This window comes from Enterococcus sp. AZ196 (assembly GCF_050498845.1).
Taxonomy (GTDB): domain Bacteria; phylum Bacillota; class Bacilli; order Lactobacillales; family Enterococcaceae; genus Enterococcus_A; species Enterococcus_A murrayae.
In genome coordinates this window covers 1-18,327 of record NZ_JBIPAM010000002.1, presented here as the reverse complement: position 1 = coordinate 18,327, position 18,327 = coordinate 1, and the positions used below count along the sequence as shown (strand labels likewise).

The 18,327-nt window shown below is 42.4% G+C and carries 14 protein-coding genes; all 14 read left to right on the top strand.

Annotated elements, in window-relative coordinates; translation table 11 throughout:
* Positions 1-95 precede the first annotated feature (95 nt).
* Positions 96-1,565, top strand: a complete 1,470-nt coding sequence (gene rhaB / locus IGI67_RS17905) for a rhamnulokinase (protein ID WP_429958682.1) — start codon at positions 96-98, stop codon at positions 1,563-1,565.
* Positions 1,558-2,811 (top strand): L-rhamnose isomerase, encoded by a 1,254-nt coding sequence (gene rhaA, locus IGI67_RS17900; RefSeq protein WP_429958681.1) that lies wholly within the window; start codon positions 1,558-1,560, stop codon positions 2,809-2,811. The genes rhaB and rhaA overlap by 8 nt, the downstream gene beginning before the upstream one ends.
* Before the next feature lie 10 nt (positions 2,812-2,821).
* Positions 2,822-3,646, top strand: a complete 825-nt coding sequence (gene rhaD, locus IGI67_RS17895; protein WP_429958680.1) for a rhamnulose-1-phosphate aldolase — start codon at positions 2,822-2,824, stop codon at positions 3,644-3,646.
* 57 nt (positions 3,647-3,703) lie between these two features.
* A complete protein-coding gene (gene fucO / locus IGI67_RS17890; RefSeq protein ID WP_429958679.1) occupies positions 3,704-4,858 on the top strand; it encodes a lactaldehyde reductase in 1,155 nt (384 codons plus the stop codon).
* A 213-nt stretch (positions 4,859-5,071) separates the two neighbouring features.
* On the top strand, positions 5,072-7,501 hold the full coding sequence (locus IGI67_RS17885; RefSeq protein WP_429958678.1) for a GH39 family glycosyl hydrolase: 2,430 nt from the start codon (positions 5,072-5,074) through the stop codon (positions 7,499-7,501).
* A gap of 161 nt (positions 7,502-7,662) precedes the next feature.
* Positions 7,663-9,057 (top strand): MFS transporter, encoded by a 1,395-nt coding sequence (locus IGI67_RS17880; protein ID WP_429958677.1) that lies wholly within the window; start codon positions 7,663-7,665, stop codon positions 9,055-9,057.
* Between the two features lie 195 nt (positions 9,058-9,252).
* The gene (locus IGI67_RS17875; RefSeq protein WP_429958676.1) at positions 9,253-10,347 is read left to right on the top strand and encodes a Gfo/Idh/MocA family protein; all 1,095 of its coding nucleotides are present in this window, start codon (positions 9,253-9,255) and stop codon (positions 10,345-10,347) included.
* Between the two features lie 67 nt (positions 10,348-10,414).
* Entirely contained in the window at positions 10,415-11,434 is a 1,020-nt protein-coding gene (locus IGI67_RS17870; protein WP_429958675.1) for a sugar phosphate isomerase/epimerase family protein, read from the top strand.
* Positions 11,434-11,823, top strand: a complete 390-nt coding sequence (locus IGI67_RS17865; RefSeq protein WP_429958674.1) for a C-glycoside deglycosidase beta subunit domain-containing protein — start codon at positions 11,434-11,436, stop codon at positions 11,821-11,823. Before IGI67_RS17870 ends, IGI67_RS17865 begins: the two co-directional genes overlap by 1 nt.
* Before the next feature lie 16 nt (positions 11,824-11,839).
* Complete coding sequence (locus IGI67_RS17860) at positions 11,840-12,895, top strand: Gfo/Idh/MocA family protein (RefSeq protein WP_429958673.1); 1,056 nt, start codon at positions 11,840-11,842, stop codon at positions 12,893-12,895.
* A gap of 15 nt (positions 12,896-12,910) precedes the next feature.
* Positions 12,911-13,822 (top strand): sugar phosphate isomerase/epimerase family protein, encoded by a 912-nt coding sequence (locus tag IGI67_RS17855; protein ID WP_429958672.1) that lies wholly within the window; start codon positions 12,911-12,913, stop codon positions 13,820-13,822.
* 11 nt (positions 13,823-13,833) lie between these two features.
* On the top strand, positions 13,834-14,799 hold the full coding sequence (locus tag IGI67_RS17850; RefSeq protein WP_429958671.1) for an ROK family protein: 966 nt from the start codon (positions 13,834-13,836) through the stop codon (positions 14,797-14,799).
* Positions 14,800-14,978: 179 nt separating this feature from the next.
* Positions 14,979-17,216, top strand: a complete 2,238-nt coding sequence (locus tag IGI67_RS17845; RefSeq protein ID WP_429958670.1) for a helix-turn-helix domain-containing protein — start codon at positions 14,979-14,981, stop codon at positions 17,214-17,216.
* Positions 17,217-17,382: 166 nt separating this feature from the next.
* Positions 17,383-18,327 (top strand): PTS transporter subunit EIIC (locus IGI67_RS17840; RefSeq protein ID WP_429958669.1); only part of this gene is annotated, 945 nt, incomplete at its 3' end.

The following is an 18,327-nucleotide window of genomic DNA, read 5'->3' as shown; positions in this document are numbered from 1 at the left end:
CAAATTGTAGAATAGCATTATAAGTTTGAGATCAGGTGTGAATGAAAAACAGCACCTCTTTTTAAGTGTGATCAATAAAGTGAAAGGAGTAGAAAATGAAGAAATACATTGCTATTGATATTGGCGCATCCAGCGGTCGATTGATGGAAAGTGAATTAATTGACGGACAGCTGACGCTTCAAGAGGTTCATCGTTTCAAAAATGAATTTAGGCTACTGGAAGGATTTCAGCGTTGGGATATTCATTATTTGATCCAAGAGATATTAATTGGTTTAGAAAAGGTAAAAAGAAACGGCACCAACCACTGTTTTGTTGGGATCGACACGTGGGCAGTGGATTATTGCCTTGTAGATAAGACGGGCGGGCTTTTGGGCGAACCTATCGCTTATCGGGATAATCGGACGAAAGCTGCAGTCGAGGATTTTCAGCGAGTGATGAGCTTGGAAAAATTGTATGAAAAGACCGGGATTCAAATTCAGTCCTTTAACACGATTTTTCAGCTGTTTGTTGAAAAGAGAGAGCTGCTGGAAGCGGCAGATAAATTGTTATTGATCCCAGATTATCTTGGCTATGTCTTTACCGGTCGAGGGGTGATGGAGAAGACCAATGCCTCAACCATGCAACTGTTAAATCCTGGAAGTGAGTCTTGGGATGAGGAGCTGTTAAACCTCGTCGGGATAAAAAAGGAGCAGCTGCCGCCGTTAGTTGATGCGGGGACGATTTTAGGCTCGCTTTTGAAGGAGAAATTCGTAGATTTTGATTTGCCAGATGCGACCTTTGTTTCAGTTGCGAGTCACGATACGGCTTCGGCCATTTTGGGGACGCCGGGTCAAGGAAGCGATTGGGGATATATTTCTAGCGGTACCTGGTCGCTTTTGGGAATTGAAACAACGGTTGCGAATGTTAGCCGAGAGGCCTTTAGTGAGAATTATACAAATGAGTGGGGAGCCCATAATACCATTCGCTTTTTAAAAAATATCATGGGAATGTGGCTGATTCAAGAAACGGCTCGTATGCAGAAATATGAATACAGCTATCCAGAGCTTGCTGAACTTGCAGCAAAGGAACCGCCTTTCCAACAATTTATTGATGTCAATCATCACAGCTTCTTAAATCCTGACAATATGATTGCCGCTATCCAGGATTATTGTAAAGCGACGGGACAACTAGTTCCCGAAACGCCGGGGGCGATCGCTCGCTGTATTTATGACAATTTAGCGCTTTGCTATGCGAGTGAATTAGAGAAGTTAGAACAAATGACTGGAACGAACGAAAAAATCAACACGCTGCATATTGTTGGCGGCGGCTCCAATAATAAGTTTCTCAACCAGCTTACAGCCGATGCCGCACAAATTGAAATCAGTGCCGGACCAAGCGAGGCTACGGCGATTGGCAACATCCTCATGCAAATGGTGGCCGCAAAAGAGTTTGCTTCGATAGAAGAGGGACGTAACTGCATTTTAAAATCATTTGCTTTCAGTAAGCATTTACCACAGGCGTTTGATCGGAAAGTATTAGAGCAATACCAAAAATTTATAGCAGAAGGAGCAATGAAAAATGAGTAAAGTAACGGAGAGGTATCAAGCGGCTAAAGAAGCGTATAAAAAAATTGACGTGGATACGGATGCTGTGTTGAAGCAGCTGCAGGAGGTAAAAATCTCCATGCATGTTTGGCAAGGCGATGATGTCAAAGGATTTTTAAGTGATGAGGAGCTTTCGGGCGGGATTTCTGTTACCGGCAACTATCCGGGTGCGGCGCGTACGCCAGATGAGCTTCGTTCGGACCTGGAGAAAGCGTACTCCCTGATTCCAGGCAAGCATAAGCTAAATTTACATGCGATCTATTTGGATACGGAAGAAAAGGTGGATCTGAATGAATTGGAGCCGAAGCATTTTGCAAGATGGGTCGCTTGGGCGAAGGAACAGGGGTTAGGCTTAGATTTTAATCCAACCTTTTTCTCTCATCCAATGTTTAAGGACGGCTTTACACTAGCTTCACCCGATATGGAAGTCCGCGACTTCTGGATTGAGCATGGCAAACGATCACGCAGAATCGCAGAGTATTTTGGGAAAGAAACCGGCCAAGTATGTGTGAATAATTTCTGGGTACCTGACGGCTTCAAAGACAATCCGATTGACCGCTACACGCCAAGAGAACGGTTGATGGAGGCTTTGGATGAGGTTTTTGCTGAAAAACTTGAAAGCCAATATACCGTTGATGCGGTGGAAAGTAAATTATTTGGGTTAGGAGCTGAGGCGTATACCGTTGGCTCGCACGATTTTTATATGGGCTATGGTCTAACTCGCGACAAGCTGATTTGTCTAGATGCCGGCCACTTTCATCCGACAGAAGTGATTTCCAATAAGCTGTCCTCTTTGGGGCTGTTTAGCGAGGGGATTTTGCTGCATGTCAGTCGTCCGGTTCGTTGGGATAGTGATCATGTAGTGATTATGGATGATGAGCTGCAGGAGATTGGCCGTGAACTGGTTCGCAACGATTTACTTAAGAAAACACATATCGGCTTAGATTTCTTTGATGCGACGATCAATCGAGTTGCCGCATGGGTGATCGGGACTCGGAATACTCAAAAGGCACTTTTGAAGGCGATGCTTGAGCCGATCGAATCACTTAAGCAAATCGAATTGTCTGGAGACTATACCAGCCGTTTAGCAATGATTGAAGAGCTAAAAGATTTTCCGTTTGCGGATGTGTGGAATTATTTCTGTGAGATCAATGATGTGCCGGTTGGCTTAGATTGGTTGACTGAGGTTAAGCAATACGAAAAAGCTGTTTTAAGTTCAAGAAAGTAGGAGAAAGATCATGAAGAAAAATAATATATTGAATGCGAATTATGTACAAGAAATGATTGAAGTTACCACCAATCTATATCGTTTGGGTTGGGATGAACGCAATGGAGGAAATATCAGCTATCTGCTGGAGGAAAATGAAATCCTGCCTTTCTTAGATCCTGCTGAAGTTCTTCGTGAGATACCAATGATTTTTGATGCCGCGTCATTAGCTGGGAAATATTTTATTGTCACTGGTTCAGGAAAGTATTTCAAAAATGTTCAAGCCAATCCGGCGGAAAACTTAGGGATCATTCGAGTAAAGGAAGACGGAAATACGCTGCAGCTGCTTTGGGGATTAGAAAACGGGGCGGTGCCGACAAGTGAGCTGCCAAGCCATTTCATGAGTCATATGGCACGTTTAACCGTTGATCCTGACAATCGCATCATTATGCATAATCACGCGACGCATTTGTTAGCGATGAGCTTTACCCATGATTTAGAGGAAAAAGCCTTCACTAGAACATTATGGCAAATGTGTACAGAGTGTCTGGTGGTTTTCCCAGAGGGTGTGTCTATTCTTCCTTGGCTTGTTCCCGGAACGACGGAAATCGGTGAGGCAACAGCAGCGAAAATGAAGGAGACCCGCTTAGTTTTATGGCCGCAGCATGGCATCTATGGCGCTGGAAAAGATATGGATGAGGTCTTTGGGCTGATTGAAACAGCAGAAAAAGCCGCAGAGGTTTATACCTATGTGTGTGCCCAAGGCGGGATCAAACAAACAATCAGTGATGAGAACTTACGCTTATTAGCAGATCGTTTTGGCGTGACACCGCGTGAAGGATACTTAGAAGCCTAAGCGCTGAAGGTGAGGGGATTTCCTGCTCACCTAACCAGATTGAATGGAGGAAGAAAAATGACAGTGAATCGAATGATTTTGAACGAAACATCGTATTTTGGAAAAGGGGCGATTACAAATATTGTTCCGGAAATTAAAAAGCGCCGCTATAAAAAGGTGGTCGTTGTTACTGATAAAGGGTTAATTGATTTTAAGGTTGCCGCAAAAGTCACAGACTTATTGGACGAAGCAACTATTTCTTATACGATTTATGATGGAATCGTCCCGAACCCAACCGTGCAAAATGTGAAGGATGGGGTGGCATTTGTGAAGGCCTCAAATGCAGAGGCGATCATTGCCATCGGCGGCGGTTCACCGATTGATACGGCCAAAGCTATCGGCATCATTTTAACCAATCCAGAATTTTCAGATGTGTTGAGCTTGGAAGGGACTGCGGCAACTCAAAATCCATCCTTGCCAATCCTAGCAATTCCAACTACTTCGGGAACTGCTGCAGAGGTTACGATCAATTATGTTATCACTGATGAAAAGAGCCATCGCAAGTTTGTCTGTGTCGACCCTAATGATATCCCGCTTGTGGCCTTCATCGACAGCGATATGATGATGGGAATGCCGAAGTCTTTAGCCGCTTCCACAGGGATGGATGCCATGACGCATGCCATTGAAGGATTTATTACAAAGGGTGCATGGGAACTGACTGATATGCTGCATCTTAAAGCCATCGAAATCATTGGCCGCTCATTAAGAGATTCGGTGAATGAGCAGCAAGCGGCGCGAGAAGAAATGGCATTGGGCCAATATATTGCAGGAATGGGCTTTTCTAATGTCGGTTTGGGCCTTGTACACGGCATGGCGCATCCGTTGAGTGCTTGGTATAACATTCCCCACGGTGTTGCCTGTGCCGCGCTGTTACCTACAGTGATGAAGTTCAATAAGGATTTTACAGGAGAAAAATATCGCGAAATTGGGAAAGCATTACAAATAGACGGCATCGATACGATGAGTATTGAAGAAGCAAGAACAGCCGCTTGTACTGCGATCGATCAGCTAAGTAAGGATGTCGGAATTCCAGCGACTATTTCTGAATTAGGTGTTAAGTCTGAAGATATTGCCAAAATTGCCGAAGACGCCTTCAAGGACGTTTGTACACCAGGAAATCCGCGGGATGCGAGTGTTTCAGAAATCATTGAGCTGTATCAAAGCTTGATGTAGCCATTTTGATCAATAAATAGTTAACAGCCTTTGTTCTACGACTTGTAGGACAAAGGCTTTTTTTGAAGAAAAAACAGACCTACTGAAAAAAAGCTCTATTCTTCAAGTTCATTTCGTGTATTATGGAGTTAAAATGACAACGTTTTAATTCGTTGGGAAATAGAACAGAATGACTTTGTTGCGAGTCATCTAAAAGAGAAGAGGGTGATATTTATGCGGTTAATCGAGCCATGGGAAAACATAGAAATAACTGTTTTAACAGAAAATCGGGTCATGCAGCATTTTGATACGAACATTCACCTTGTCTACGTGTTAGCTGGAGAAGTAACGATTGAAAGAGAAGATACAGTGATTTCCTTACAAAAAAATGATTTTTATCTTTTAACGAAATCCTTAGTACATACTGTTTATGCCGAGAATACGCGGTCATTTGAAATCGTGTTGGATTATTATTTTGAAGAGAAGGAAGGCCTGATTTTTGAAGGAAATTCGGTAACAGACAGTAAGAGCTCCGATTACCAGCTGATCCAATCGATCGAACGACTGTTAAAACTGTATATTTTACAGGAGAAGCACACGATCTCAGAAGTTTTTGAGGAGTATTTTCATATCCTTAAGCTCTTGGAAAAAGGCTATACGAAAACCGCTGGCTTGGCTGAAGAGCGGAGCATGAAGCAGAAGGTCTACGAGCTGAAATTTTTTATCGATAATAATTTTGACAAGGATATTCGGCTTGTCGATATTGCCAATAAGCTGTATGTCTCTGATCAGTATTTATCACGCAGCTTTTCCAATGAGATCGGCATGCCGATGAATGAATACTTGATTCGCAAGCGACTGGAAAAGGTGCGCAAGGATTTGCTGGAAACGGAAAAATCAATCACAGACATTGCTTTTTCCGCCGGCTTCTCCAATATCAATTCCTTTAATCGGCTGTTTAAAAAGTATCAAGGCTTGACTCCCAGCGAGTTTCGCAAGGAGATCAAAGCGGAAGCAAAGATCGTGACGAAAGCGACTAGTCTGGCAGAAGAGGACATCAAAAGTTTAGAAGTGTATTTCAAAGAAAAAGACGCGAAGATCGATGACGAAACGATTCAAGTATCGATGAAGGAAGCCTCTCCGCAGAATTTTCAAAAGAATATGATCAATCTCGGTTATGCAGGGGATCTGACGCACGCGTCTTTTGCGGAGCAGATTCACTATTTGCAGCAAAATAATCCGTTCATGTATGGCCGGATTTGGGGCCTATTAAGTGAAGAGATTTTAGAGCAGGTGGGAGAGGTCTATGATTTTTCAACCGTTGACGAGATATTGCAAATAATGGTCAAAGCAGGCATCAAGCCTTTCTTGGAATTGGGATTCAAGGGAAAATTGATTCACGAATCCCATACTCAGATCATCAAAAGTCATCTGTTTATACGAAAATCGTATGAGCTGTCGGATTTGATCCAAAGATTTCAAGCCTTTTTCCATCATTGTGTAGATGTCTTTGGCCTGGAGGAGGTCAAGACTTGGATCATTGAGCTCTGGAAACCCAATCAGCTGGTTTTAAAGACGATCGGCTGTGAGGAGCTAACTTGGATCGATGATCACGGGAAGCGGCTGAATCTGGCCAAGGAAAAGACTTATATAGAAGTCTTTTCAATGATCAAAGCGGCTGTTCAGCAAATCGTACCTGAGATACAAATCGGCGGCTGCGGACTTAGCCTGGATATTGAAACCCGCGACTTAGGGGCCTTTCTTTCACAGTGGACGAAAGGAAAAGGGGCGCCAGACTTTATCAGCTTATCGATCTATCCAATGGACGCGGTCAAGCAGCAAATGCACCAGCAAAAAAGTCATCACGAACCGATATCGCCAGATTCGAATTACATGCTCCATCGAATGAAGGAGTTCAAGAAGCTTTTATCGGAGATTGATTATCACGGCAAGACCTATATCTCAGAGTTCAATGTAACGATTTTGAATCGGGATATCATCAATGATACTGCGTTTAAGGGCAGCTATATTTTGAAAAATGTTCTAGCCGTGATTCCCTATTGTGATCTCATCGGCTATTGGCAATTAACAGATTTATCGGTCACCACCTTTGATACGGCGAATAAGGAGATTTTTGGCGGATCAGGCCTGATCTCTAAAAGCGGTATTCCTAAAATTGGCTATTACGCTTATCTGTTTTTAAGTAAATTAAGTAATCTAGTCGTTCATCAATCGGAAGATTTATTGATTACGAAAGATGAACCCAATCGAATTCAGCTCCTCTGTTTTTCTTATAGCCATTTAAATTCTACCTATTATTATGATTTCAGTAGTGTCTTTACGAGAAGAAATGCCGCTGCGCTGTTTGCTTCAGCGAGTGTCCAAAAGAAGCAGATTTTATTGAAGGATTTAAAAGAAGAGGAGAGCCGTTATCGGATTAAATCCTATCGCATTGGTCAGCAGGCGGGGAATATTTTGGAGGAAATTAATCAAGCGGCTAGTTCGGATCGGTTAGATGATGAATTAGTCACCTACCTAAAGCATCGCTGCCAGCCTCAATTAGAGGTAAAAGAGGAGCTTTCAAGAAATCATCAATTGAAAATCGATCTGGAGATCTCTCCTCAGGATATTCAATTAATTGAGATTCAAAAAGTCTCGCGTTAACAAGATTGTGTTATACAATCTTGTTTTTTTGTCTAGCTAGAAACAATCATCCTTTGAAAGTATCAGCCGATTAGCTGGAAAGTGCAGAGTATTCTTCCAAGCGACAGACTAAAATAAGCATTGTAAACGTTTGCAAATTAAATCAATTTCAGGAGGTTCACATGGAAAAAGATGTCTTTGATAATGGAATGAACGTGGAGAAAAAGGGACTAACGAAATTTTCTATGATTGCTTATGGTTTGGGAGACTTGGCGAGTCAGTTTGTTTGGACATTCGTCGGCACTTATTTAACTGTTTTTTATACAGATATTGTAGGGTTAGCACCTGTGGCCGTTTCTATGATTATGCTGATTGCTCGGCTTTGGGATGGGATCAATGATCCGATGATGGGGATGATCGCTGAGAGAACACGAAGCAAGCTTGGGCGTTTCCGTCCATATATTGCTTTCGGCTCACCGTTTTTGGCGCTGTTTTCGGTTCTGACATTTACCGGACCGTTTGGTAATGGCACGGCGGGAATTATTTGGGCCGCAGTCATCTATATTGTAGCAGGCATGATTTACACTTTAGTTAATATTCCTTACGGCGCATTGGCCGCAGTCATGAGTGAGAATGCCAATGAACGGAATCAGCTGAATGCTTGGCGTTCGGTGGGGATGAATGTCGGAATGATCATTGTCAACTCACTTTCATCATTCATCATGCTGGCATTTTCTGATGGCTCGAAGGTCGCGACGGGTCGCGGCTATTTTATGACAGCGTTGATTTACGCAGTGATTTCCATTCCATTATTCTTTGCTGTATTTGCAACCTCTAGAGAAGTTGTTCAGCCAATGAAAAATGAAAAGAAAGTGCCGTTCCGTACAACAATCAAAAATGTGGTTGGCAACAAATACTTAATGATCGTCTTTCTGATCATGATTTTACAAATGACGGCCTTCATGGGAAGAATTGCGGTGACGACTTTTTACGTCATCTATTGTCTAGGTGCCTTTACCTTGATCGCTTTATTAATGACGATTCCATCAATTGGCGGTGCGCTATGTTCACTGGCAATCGTTCCATTAGTGAAGCGTTTTGGGAAACGGAATGTTTTGATGGTTTCGTTGATTCTTCAAGGAATTGGACTGCTGGTTGTTTATTTTGCGGACTTTGATAACTTGCCGATGATTATTGCCGGACATGTCATTTTTGGATTATTCAATATGGGCTTCCCGATTTCCCTTTCCTTAGTAGCGGACTCGGTGGATTATCAAGAATTGAAATCTGGGGTTCGGACCGATGGGACTGCTTATGCTACTTACGGTTTAGCGACAAAAATTGGAAACGCTATCGGCGCTTCTATTGGGATCATGCTGCTTCACTCATTTGGCTATCAAGCCAATATGGAGCAATCCGCGGCAACGAAGGATGGGATTAATCTAGTAGTGAATTTGCTCCCAGCGATCTTATTCTTTTTAGCGGCATTCGCTTGCCTATTATGGAATTTAAGCGACAAAGATACAGACGATATTCGTGAACAGTTAGACCTAAAACGTGAAAGCATCAATGATTAGTAATATAAGTATGATACATTTTTGTTCCTTACGAAAAGAAATTGCGGGATGCGCAAAAATGGTTGATCTTTTCTTGAAGGTTTTGAAGAGTAAGAGGGTCACTCATTCAGTAAACTAATCATTGTAAGCGATATCTATTATAGCCTGCTGCTTAACAGATCCGAGAACAGGCTACCATCATGAGGAGGAAACAACGTGAAAAAATTAAGATTCGGAATTATCGGCTGTGGCGGAATCGCCAATCAAAAACATCTGCCAGCTTTGGCAAAATTAGCTGATCAAGTGGAGTTAGTCGCTTTTTGCGACACAGTCATCGAACGGGCTGAAGCAGCTGCAGCAGAATACGGCGTTTCAGATGCTTTAGTGACTGAGGATTATCAAGAAGTAGTAAAACAGGAAAATATCGATGTGATCCATGTGTTGACACCGAATATTTCTCATTCGTATATTACCGTAGATGCCTTGGAAGCCGGCAAGCATGTCATGTGTGAAAAACCAATGGCGATCAACTATGAAGAAGCGAAAAAAATGCTGGATGCCGCAGAACGTACCGGCAAGAAATTAACAATTGGCTACCAAAACCGTTTCCGTGCTGATTCATTGGCAACTTATGATGCCTGCAGCAAAGGGGAATTAGGCGACATCTATTTTGCGAAAGCCCATGCCGTTCGTCGCAAAGGCGTGCCAACTTGGGGTGTCTTCCCGGATAAAGAAAAACAAGGCGGCGGCCCGTTGATTGATATCGGGACTCACGCATTAGACCTGACCCTTTGGTATATGAACAACTACAAACCAAAAATGGTCTTAGGCTCGACGTATCAAAAATTAAAAGACAATCCAATGGCCAATATGTTTGGGCCATGGAATCCAGAAACCTTTGAAACAGAAGATTCAGCGTTCGGCTTAATCAAGATGGAAAACGGCGCAACGATCTTCTTGGAAGCCGCTTGGGCATTAAATATGATCAACCCGAAAGAAGCACAAGTCACTCTTTGCGGAACCGAAGGCGGAGCGGAAATGTTCGGAAAAGCCTTCTTGGATCAAGGCTATGTGGTCTTTAACAAAGCGGCTCATAATCAATTGGAACAAACAGAACCTTCTGATGCTGGCGGCGTCTTCGGCTTTGAAGGCTCGAGCCTGGAACAAAAAGATGCAGAGGCCAAACAATGGGTCGAAGCGATCTTAAATGATACCGAACCAGTCGTAAAACCTGAGCAAGCGATTGTCGTGACACAAATTTTAGAAGCCATCTACAAATCTGCTGAGACTGGAAAAGTCGTAGAGCTGTAGAAACAGGATTAAGGGCGAGCGGGGCAGCAATCTGCTCGCCCAATCATTATTTATTGGAGGGAATAACATGTCTCGAATCAAGACAGCAGTTAGTTTATACAGTTTACAGGATGAATATTTGAATCATCGGATGGATTTAACCGCGATGATGCACTTCTTAAAGGAACACAACGTTGAAGGGGTAGAAATTTTACCGGATCAAAATATCAAAAACGCGCCGCATCCATCAGAAGCAGACGTGGCACAATGGCATCAGCTTTTAGCAGAAACAGGGATCAAACCTGTCATCGCGGATGTCTTTTTGAACACGAATTTATACAAGAACCGCAGCCTGACAAAACGGGAATGTATTGAGTTGTTGATTGAAGAGATCAAACAGGCCAATCGCCTTGGAATCAAGCTGATTCGCTTAGTTTCGATGGTGCCTTACTGGGTCTGCGAACCGCTTTTACCCTATTGTGAAGAGTATGATGTGACGATCGCGTTAGAGGTTCATGCAGGAATGGCCTTTGATGAGCCTGAGACCCTTGATTTTATCGAAGAAATGAAACGTTTGAACTCCCCTTATGTGGGACTAGTGATCGATACCGGCATCTTCTGTCAAAAATTCCCGAGAGTGGTCAAGGCCTATGAAATCAACAACGGCGCTAGTCCAGAAATGTTTGATTACTTAGATACGTTGTTTGAACAAGGCACCGATTTGCATCGCACAGTAAAGGGAAATAACGGAGAATACCCTGAAGCCTTCAAAAAGGTCATCAAAACAAAAGAAGACCAGATGTTTGCGCCATTATGTGATGGGTATGAAAACTATCCCTTTGAAGTGATGGACGAATTCATGCCTTATATCAAGCATTTCCATATCAAAATGTTTGAAATGACACCAGAAGGTCCAGAATATTCGATGGATTATAAAGGCTTGTTAGAATACTTGGACAAAAAAGGCTATGACGGCTATGTAGCGACAGAATATGAAGGCAACCGCTTCACCCTTCCTGGCACACCAATGCAGGAAAAAGAACAGGTCGCAGCCAACCAAAAATACTTGCAGGCTTGCTTGAAAGAAATTCAAGGGGGACGGGAATAATGTTTGATAATAATGTATTTAAAAAAGATAGCTGTAAAAATATTGAAGAAAACGGTGAAGTGATTGGGTACGAATTACAAACGCTGATCACGTATTATCGCGGCGTGCCGCTTTCTATGGTGGAGTTCATCAAAGTAGTGGTAGATGGTGAAGAGGTTCCAGCGGAAAAAATCCAAATTTCGATCGATCAAGAGGATTGGTTCACTTTAGCAGAAGCTGCGACGGTTACGACATATAAATGGGAATACGGCGAACCGTTGTATATCCGTGTATTGCAAGCGGGCGGCTTAGCCAAAGGCGAACATCAAATCAAATTGACCGTCGCGACTAGAACGGCTTATATCCCAGTTCCATTGGTAGGGGTAAAAGAACGAGCAGTGGCGGTTTAGAGAAAGGACGAGTAAAATGTTGCATTTTGGGATCATCGGTTATGGCTTCATGGGGCAAACCCATGGAGAAATGATCAAAAATTTAGATTATGGGAAGCTTGAAGCGGTTTGCGATATCAATAAGGATCAGTTGAAAGACGTGCCTACGGAGGTCAAAACCTTTTTAAAAGCGGACCAATTATTAGCAGAAGAAGCTGTTGGTACGGTCATCATTGCGGTGCCGAATCATCTCCATTTAGAAATGGTCAAAAAAGCGGCTGCGGCGAAAAAAGACATTATTTTAGAAAAACCAGCAGCAATGAACGGCGACGAGTTTCAAGAAATGATGGCTGTGACAGATGCAGCCGGTGTTCGCTTCACAATCCATCATCAACGCCGCTGGGACAAGGATTATCGCTTGATGAAGGAGGTTGTTGAGAGTCAAACGTTAGGCGATATCTATACGATCAAAAATAGTCTTTATGGCTTTAACGGAAATATGCACGATTGGCACATCTATCCAGAGTTTGGCGGTGGGATGCTTTATGATTGGGGCGTTCATTTATTAGATCAAATGCTTTGGATGATCCCTGGCAAGCTGAAAACCGTTTATGCTGATGTACGGAATGTGATTAACCAAAATGTTGATGATTATTTCAATATCCAGTTATATTTCGATAGCGGTATCACGGGACAGGTGGAATTAGGTACCTACTTTTTAAAGGATGAAGCTTCTTGGTTTGAACGCCATTGGTTTGTTGGCGGAAACAAAGGCAGTGCCTATGTTGACGGCTTCAATCCGCAAGGAAAGATCGTCCGCACCAGTGAGCTATTGACCAATGTACCTGGAAAAATCACTATGACTGCTGCTGGACCGACCCGTTCCTTTGGTCCGCCGCCAGAAGGTCGCTTAGTTACTGAAGAATTGCCTGATGTGACGGTTAATCATCAAATGTTCTTTGATCATTACAATCAATATGTCGAAGGAAAAGAAGAATTAGTTGTCAAACCGACAGAAATCCTGCGCTTAATGAAGCTTTTAGATGCGATTAAATTATCCGCGAAGGAACATCGCTCAGTCGATTTTGAATAGAAGGAGGGGGAAAACATGCAATTAGGATTGGTATCAGCGATTTTTGATCAAAGTGATTTTTATGAAATGATCGATATCGTTGCGGAAAATGGGCTGGACTGTGTGGAAGTCGCTTGTTGGCCAGCAGGGAAAGCTGAGCGCCGTTATGCGGGCGTTTCTCATATTGATACAGAAAATTTAACGGCGGATCAAGCGGGAAAATACCGTGCTTACGCGGCAGAGAAACAGGTCGCGCTTTCGGCTTTAGCCTATTATCCGAATCCATTGGATGAAGATTTAGACAAACGCCAGTTGGTGATCGATCATTTATATTCTGTGATTGATGCGGCAAAACTTATGGAGATCAATTTGGTCACAACCTTTATTGGACGGATGCCGTCAAAAACGATCTCGGAAAACTTGAAGGAAATGAAAAAGGTTTGGACACCGATTCTTGCCCATGCTGAAAAGCAAAATGTGAAGATCGCGATTGAGAACTGCCCGATGCTCTTCACAGAAGATGAATGGCCAGGCGGACAAAATTTGATGACCACACCAGCATTATTTAGAAAAATATTTGCTAGCTTGGATAGCGATTATTTAGGCTTGAATTTTGATCCTTCGCATTTTGTTTGGCAGCAGATGGATTACATCGCACCGCTTTATGAATTCAAGGACAAATTGTTTCATATCCATTATAAAGATATCAAGCTGTATTGGAACAAGCTGCAGGAAGTCGGCGTAATGGCGACACCATTAGAATACATGTCACCGAAGCTGCCCGGCTTAGGCGATGTGGATTGGGGTAAGTATGTTTCTGCCCTCACGGATATTGGCTACAGCGGCTACACCTGTATCGAGGTGGAAGATCGTGCGTATGAATCAGACTATGACGATGTGAAGCGATCAATCAAGCAAAGTACTCACTACTTGCGGAATTTTGTTTAGCAGGTGGGACTATGGAAAATCGACAAAATAAATTGATCGGCATCGATGTTGGCGGAACCTTTATCAAATTTGCTCTAATGGATACAGCAGGAGCGATTGAAAAAGATTGGATGATCCCGACTGATATTGCGGAAAAAGGCAAGCATATTTCCAAAGATATTTGTACATCGATCCGTGCTTCAATCGATCAAAACGAATTGGCGGAAGTGTTGGGGATAGGAATCGGCGTTCCGGGTCCGATCTCCCCAGATGGAAATACCGTCGTTCGAGCAGTGAATTTAGATTGGGAACAGGTCCCCTTGAAGGAGATAATCGAAGCGGAATTAGCTATTGGCGTCTGTTTATTGAACGATGCCAATGCGGCGGCTTTAGGCGAAATGTGGCAGGGGGCAGCCCAAGGAAAATCAAATCTGCTCTTCGTCACCTTGGGGACCGGTGTCGGCGGTGGCATTGTTTTAAAGGGTGAAGTCTTAAACGGTTGTCATTCTGCAGGCGGAGAAATCGGACATATCCCAGTCCGTTCGGAGGAAAATAGATTGTGCGGCTGCGGTGGAAGAAACTGCTTGGAGACTTTTGCTTCAGCGAACGGGCTGGTTATGTCCATGCGGGAAAAGCTGAAAAAAGCTGGTGAACCATGGCATGAAATGACCTCGAAGGATGTTTTTGAAGCAGTGGCGAAAAATGATCCCTATGCTCAAGCGGTTTTAGAAGACTTTATGGATATTTTAGGACAGTCTTTAGCTGGGATCATGAACACGATCGATGTAGAAGAAGTGATTATCGGCGGCGGCTTATCAGAGGCAGGCGATGCATTGCTTGATCCATTGAAGGAAAAGATGGATGCCTATGTTTTCCCGCAAATAAGAAATCATTTCTCCGTCAAAAAAGCGTTACTAGGAAACAAAGCAGGCATCTATGGGGCTGCCTATGCTTACCTGACTTCACACAATAACACCTATGCAGGTACAATTAAGTAGATAAAATACGTAATGAAGCATCTTGAGACTAGGGGAATGAGGCGCCATGTTCATTCAAAGGGTCTCAAGATGCTTTTTCTTCGTTGGATTATTTTGGAATCAGGGCTAGTATTGGCCCCGCTGCTTCCTTTACCATGAGAGTAAGTAAAAAAGAACGGTACATAGAAAAGAGGGATCATATGGATAAGGTAGTGAAAATAGATATTTATGATCAGCTACTAGAAAAACGGCCAGATAAAAATTTTTATCTCTATTATGTTTTGAAGGGACAGATCACGATGACTCTGTCTCAAGGTGCGACCGTGATGAATGTTAGAGACATCCTAGTGGTGAATCCAAATGAACAGGTTGCGATTGATTGTGCAGACAGTGTTTATGTTCAAATAAGTATTTCTAGCAATGAGCTGCTGCGAATGCTTGACTATAAAAAGGTAGTGATCATGTGCAATAGTCAAAAGGAGACTGGCAGGCTGTTTGATAAATTCAGGGTGTTATTGGATGAACTAATCAGAGTCAGCTTAGAAAAAGACTACTACTATCTTCATTATCAAAAAGAAATGTATCAATTCCTTTCATTTTTGATCACCAATTTTTCGAATAATCTTTTTATTGAAGACGAAGAAGAAGCGAGAAAACATAGTATTCTTGCCTATATACACGCCAATTATGCTGAAGACCTTTCCCTGCAAATGATCGCCGAAAGGTTTAACGTCACTCCACAGTATTTCTCAAAATATTTTAAGGAAACATTTCAGAGAACCTTTTTGAAATTTCTAACAGAAATTCGCTTGGAGCAGGCGCTGATCGAGGTAGTCAATACTACAGATACAATGTTGAAAATAGCGCTGGATCATGGTTTTCCGAATCAAAATTCCTTCTCGAAGGCTTTTAAGGAGGTATACGGAGTCAATCCTACCGACTATCGCAGAACACACTTTGAAGAAAGGGACATATTGGAAAGTATACGGAGCTCAGAAGTGAAACAGCTGCTAGCTGGAAAAGTTGCAGAACCGAACAACGATAGACATGAAGTAACTGTCGTAATGGATCAGGGTCGAGAGTTACTGACACCGTATTGGTTCAATCTCCTTAATCTGGGCTCAATTTCAAAGATTTTTGATAACGGGCTGAACAAACAGATACATGAATTAAAAAAGGAGATGCCCTTCAAAACTGCCAGAGTCTTTCTTGATAATCAGCTAACAGTGAATCCTACTTTTTTTATTGAAGAAAAAGCGTTGGATTTCTTAGTTAGTCATGAATTTCGTCTCATGCTGGTGATTGATTATCGCGACATCGCAGAAAATTCTCGATTTGACGAATATTTTGAAAAATTTTTAACACACTTTATTAATCGCTACGGCATCAAGAGTATTCGAAATACGACCTTCGAACTGCTGTACAACACTTATTTCACTAGGGAAAAAGCAAAAAAATACGCTGCTCTTTTCAATAAACTTGCGGCTATTTTAGATAAGCTCAAATTATCAGGGAATCTGCTTGGACCAGGACTACAGATGGATAATGAGGGCGAAAATTTACTGCAGTTTCTGAAAGAAAATCAACAATTAAGACGGTTGACATTGACTATCGCCCCGTATTCAATAGAGAAATATGGGAATAAACTGTATATCAATCGGAAATCAGACACAAGCTATATCTTGCAACAATACGAGTTAGCAAAAAGAATCGGGAGGACCCAAGGGATCGAGGACATCATGATTACAAGCTGGAAAGATGGACTGAATGAATATTCCACTTTAAATGATTCCTCCTATAGAGGCGCGAGTATATTAAAAAATATGATCGACGCTTATGGAAGGATTGAAAGCTTACCCATCGATCAGCCCTTCGATTTGATGCTGCCGGTTACATCAAATGCACCTCTGACAGGCATGCCGGGACTTATTACCAAAGATGGCGTTAAAAAAGCTTCCTTTTATAGTTTGAAATTTCTGAACAAGCTGGACAGATATTTTTTGTATAAGGATGAAACAATCTTGGTTTCTCGCAGTGATGACCATTATCTGCAAATGGTCTGTCATAATTGCAAACGGCCAAACTATAAATTTTATTCTCATGAAGATGAAGGCGTGCTGACCGACCAAATTGACGAGCTTTTTGAAGACAGTGATCCTAAGCGGGTCAAAGTCACGATCAACAGGATAAAAAATGGTCAATATATTTTAAAATCACGAGAAATAAGTGAGGGACAAGGGAGCTGCCTAAGTGTTTTTCATGAGATGGGGTTTGAAAATCTTTCTTTTTTTGGACGAGACGAGCTGGATTATCTTTTATCAGCTTCAAAGCCGATTATTCGAGGACAACAGCTGACAGCCGATAATCACTGCTTGGAAATAGAGATCGAGATGAAGCCGAATGAAATTAGGCATTTACATTTGGTTTATGTTCATTGAATGTTCTTCATGTTAAAAAGTAATGAGTGAATATTAAGCCGTTTTGGTTGATCCGTACGATAGGTTAAAAATGACACAGGATTCTTTTTCCTTTAGATAATAATACGAAAGATAAGGCCAATGGTATTAGCGATAATTAGGTATATCATTGAAAGGAGCAATTATCATGAAATACAAAAATCTTGCAGAAATTATTGTTCGTTGTGTTGGGGGAAAAGAAAATGTTTCATCCTTATCTCATTGTGTAACCAGATTGCGTTTTGTACTGAAAGACGATTCGCTGGTTAAGCGAAATGAGCTGGAAAATGAGAGCGATATCATCGGAACGGCAACTTCAGGAGGGCAATTTCAGATCATTATTGGCCCAGAGGTCGATAAGGTCTACAAGGAGGTAATAAAGGAACTTGGGGATTCCATTCAAGATGCGGCTCCGGCGATGGAGAAGAAGGATGGCAATCCAGTAATAAACTTAGGAAAACAAGGGCTAGACACCTTGATCAGCTGCTTTGTTCCTGCTATTCCGGTGATCGCCGGCTCCGGGATGATCAAAGTTTTAGCTGTTCTGTTGAACTTTGCAGGAGTGTTAGCACTGGATTCTTCCAGCTATATCCTTTTGAATATGATCGGCGACACGGTCTTTTATTTCTTGCCTGTGATCGTCAGCTACAATGCCGCGAAAAAGATGAACGTAGATATTTTATTGGCTTTAGTGATTGGCGCGGTGTTATTGCATCCTACTTTATTAACACTAGGCGATGAGGGAACCACCACGACACTGTTCGGAATCGGTGTAAAGATCATCAATTACAGTTCACAGGCGCTACCGGCAGTCTTCGGTGTATGGCTACTGAAATACACGGATAAATTCGCGGACAAGGTGAGTCCTTCGATTGTAAAAGTCTTTCTACGTCCGATGATTTCCCTGTTGATTGTAGCTCCAGTTATGCTGATTATCATTGGTCCAGCGGCTTCTGTACTAGGGGATGGCTTCTTCGCATTAGTAAATATTATGAATCAATGGGGCTGGTTAGCGGTTGGCTTGAACGCGGCACTATTCCCAATCATGGTTCTGACTGGTACGCACAATGTGACGATTCCATTATTGGTTCAA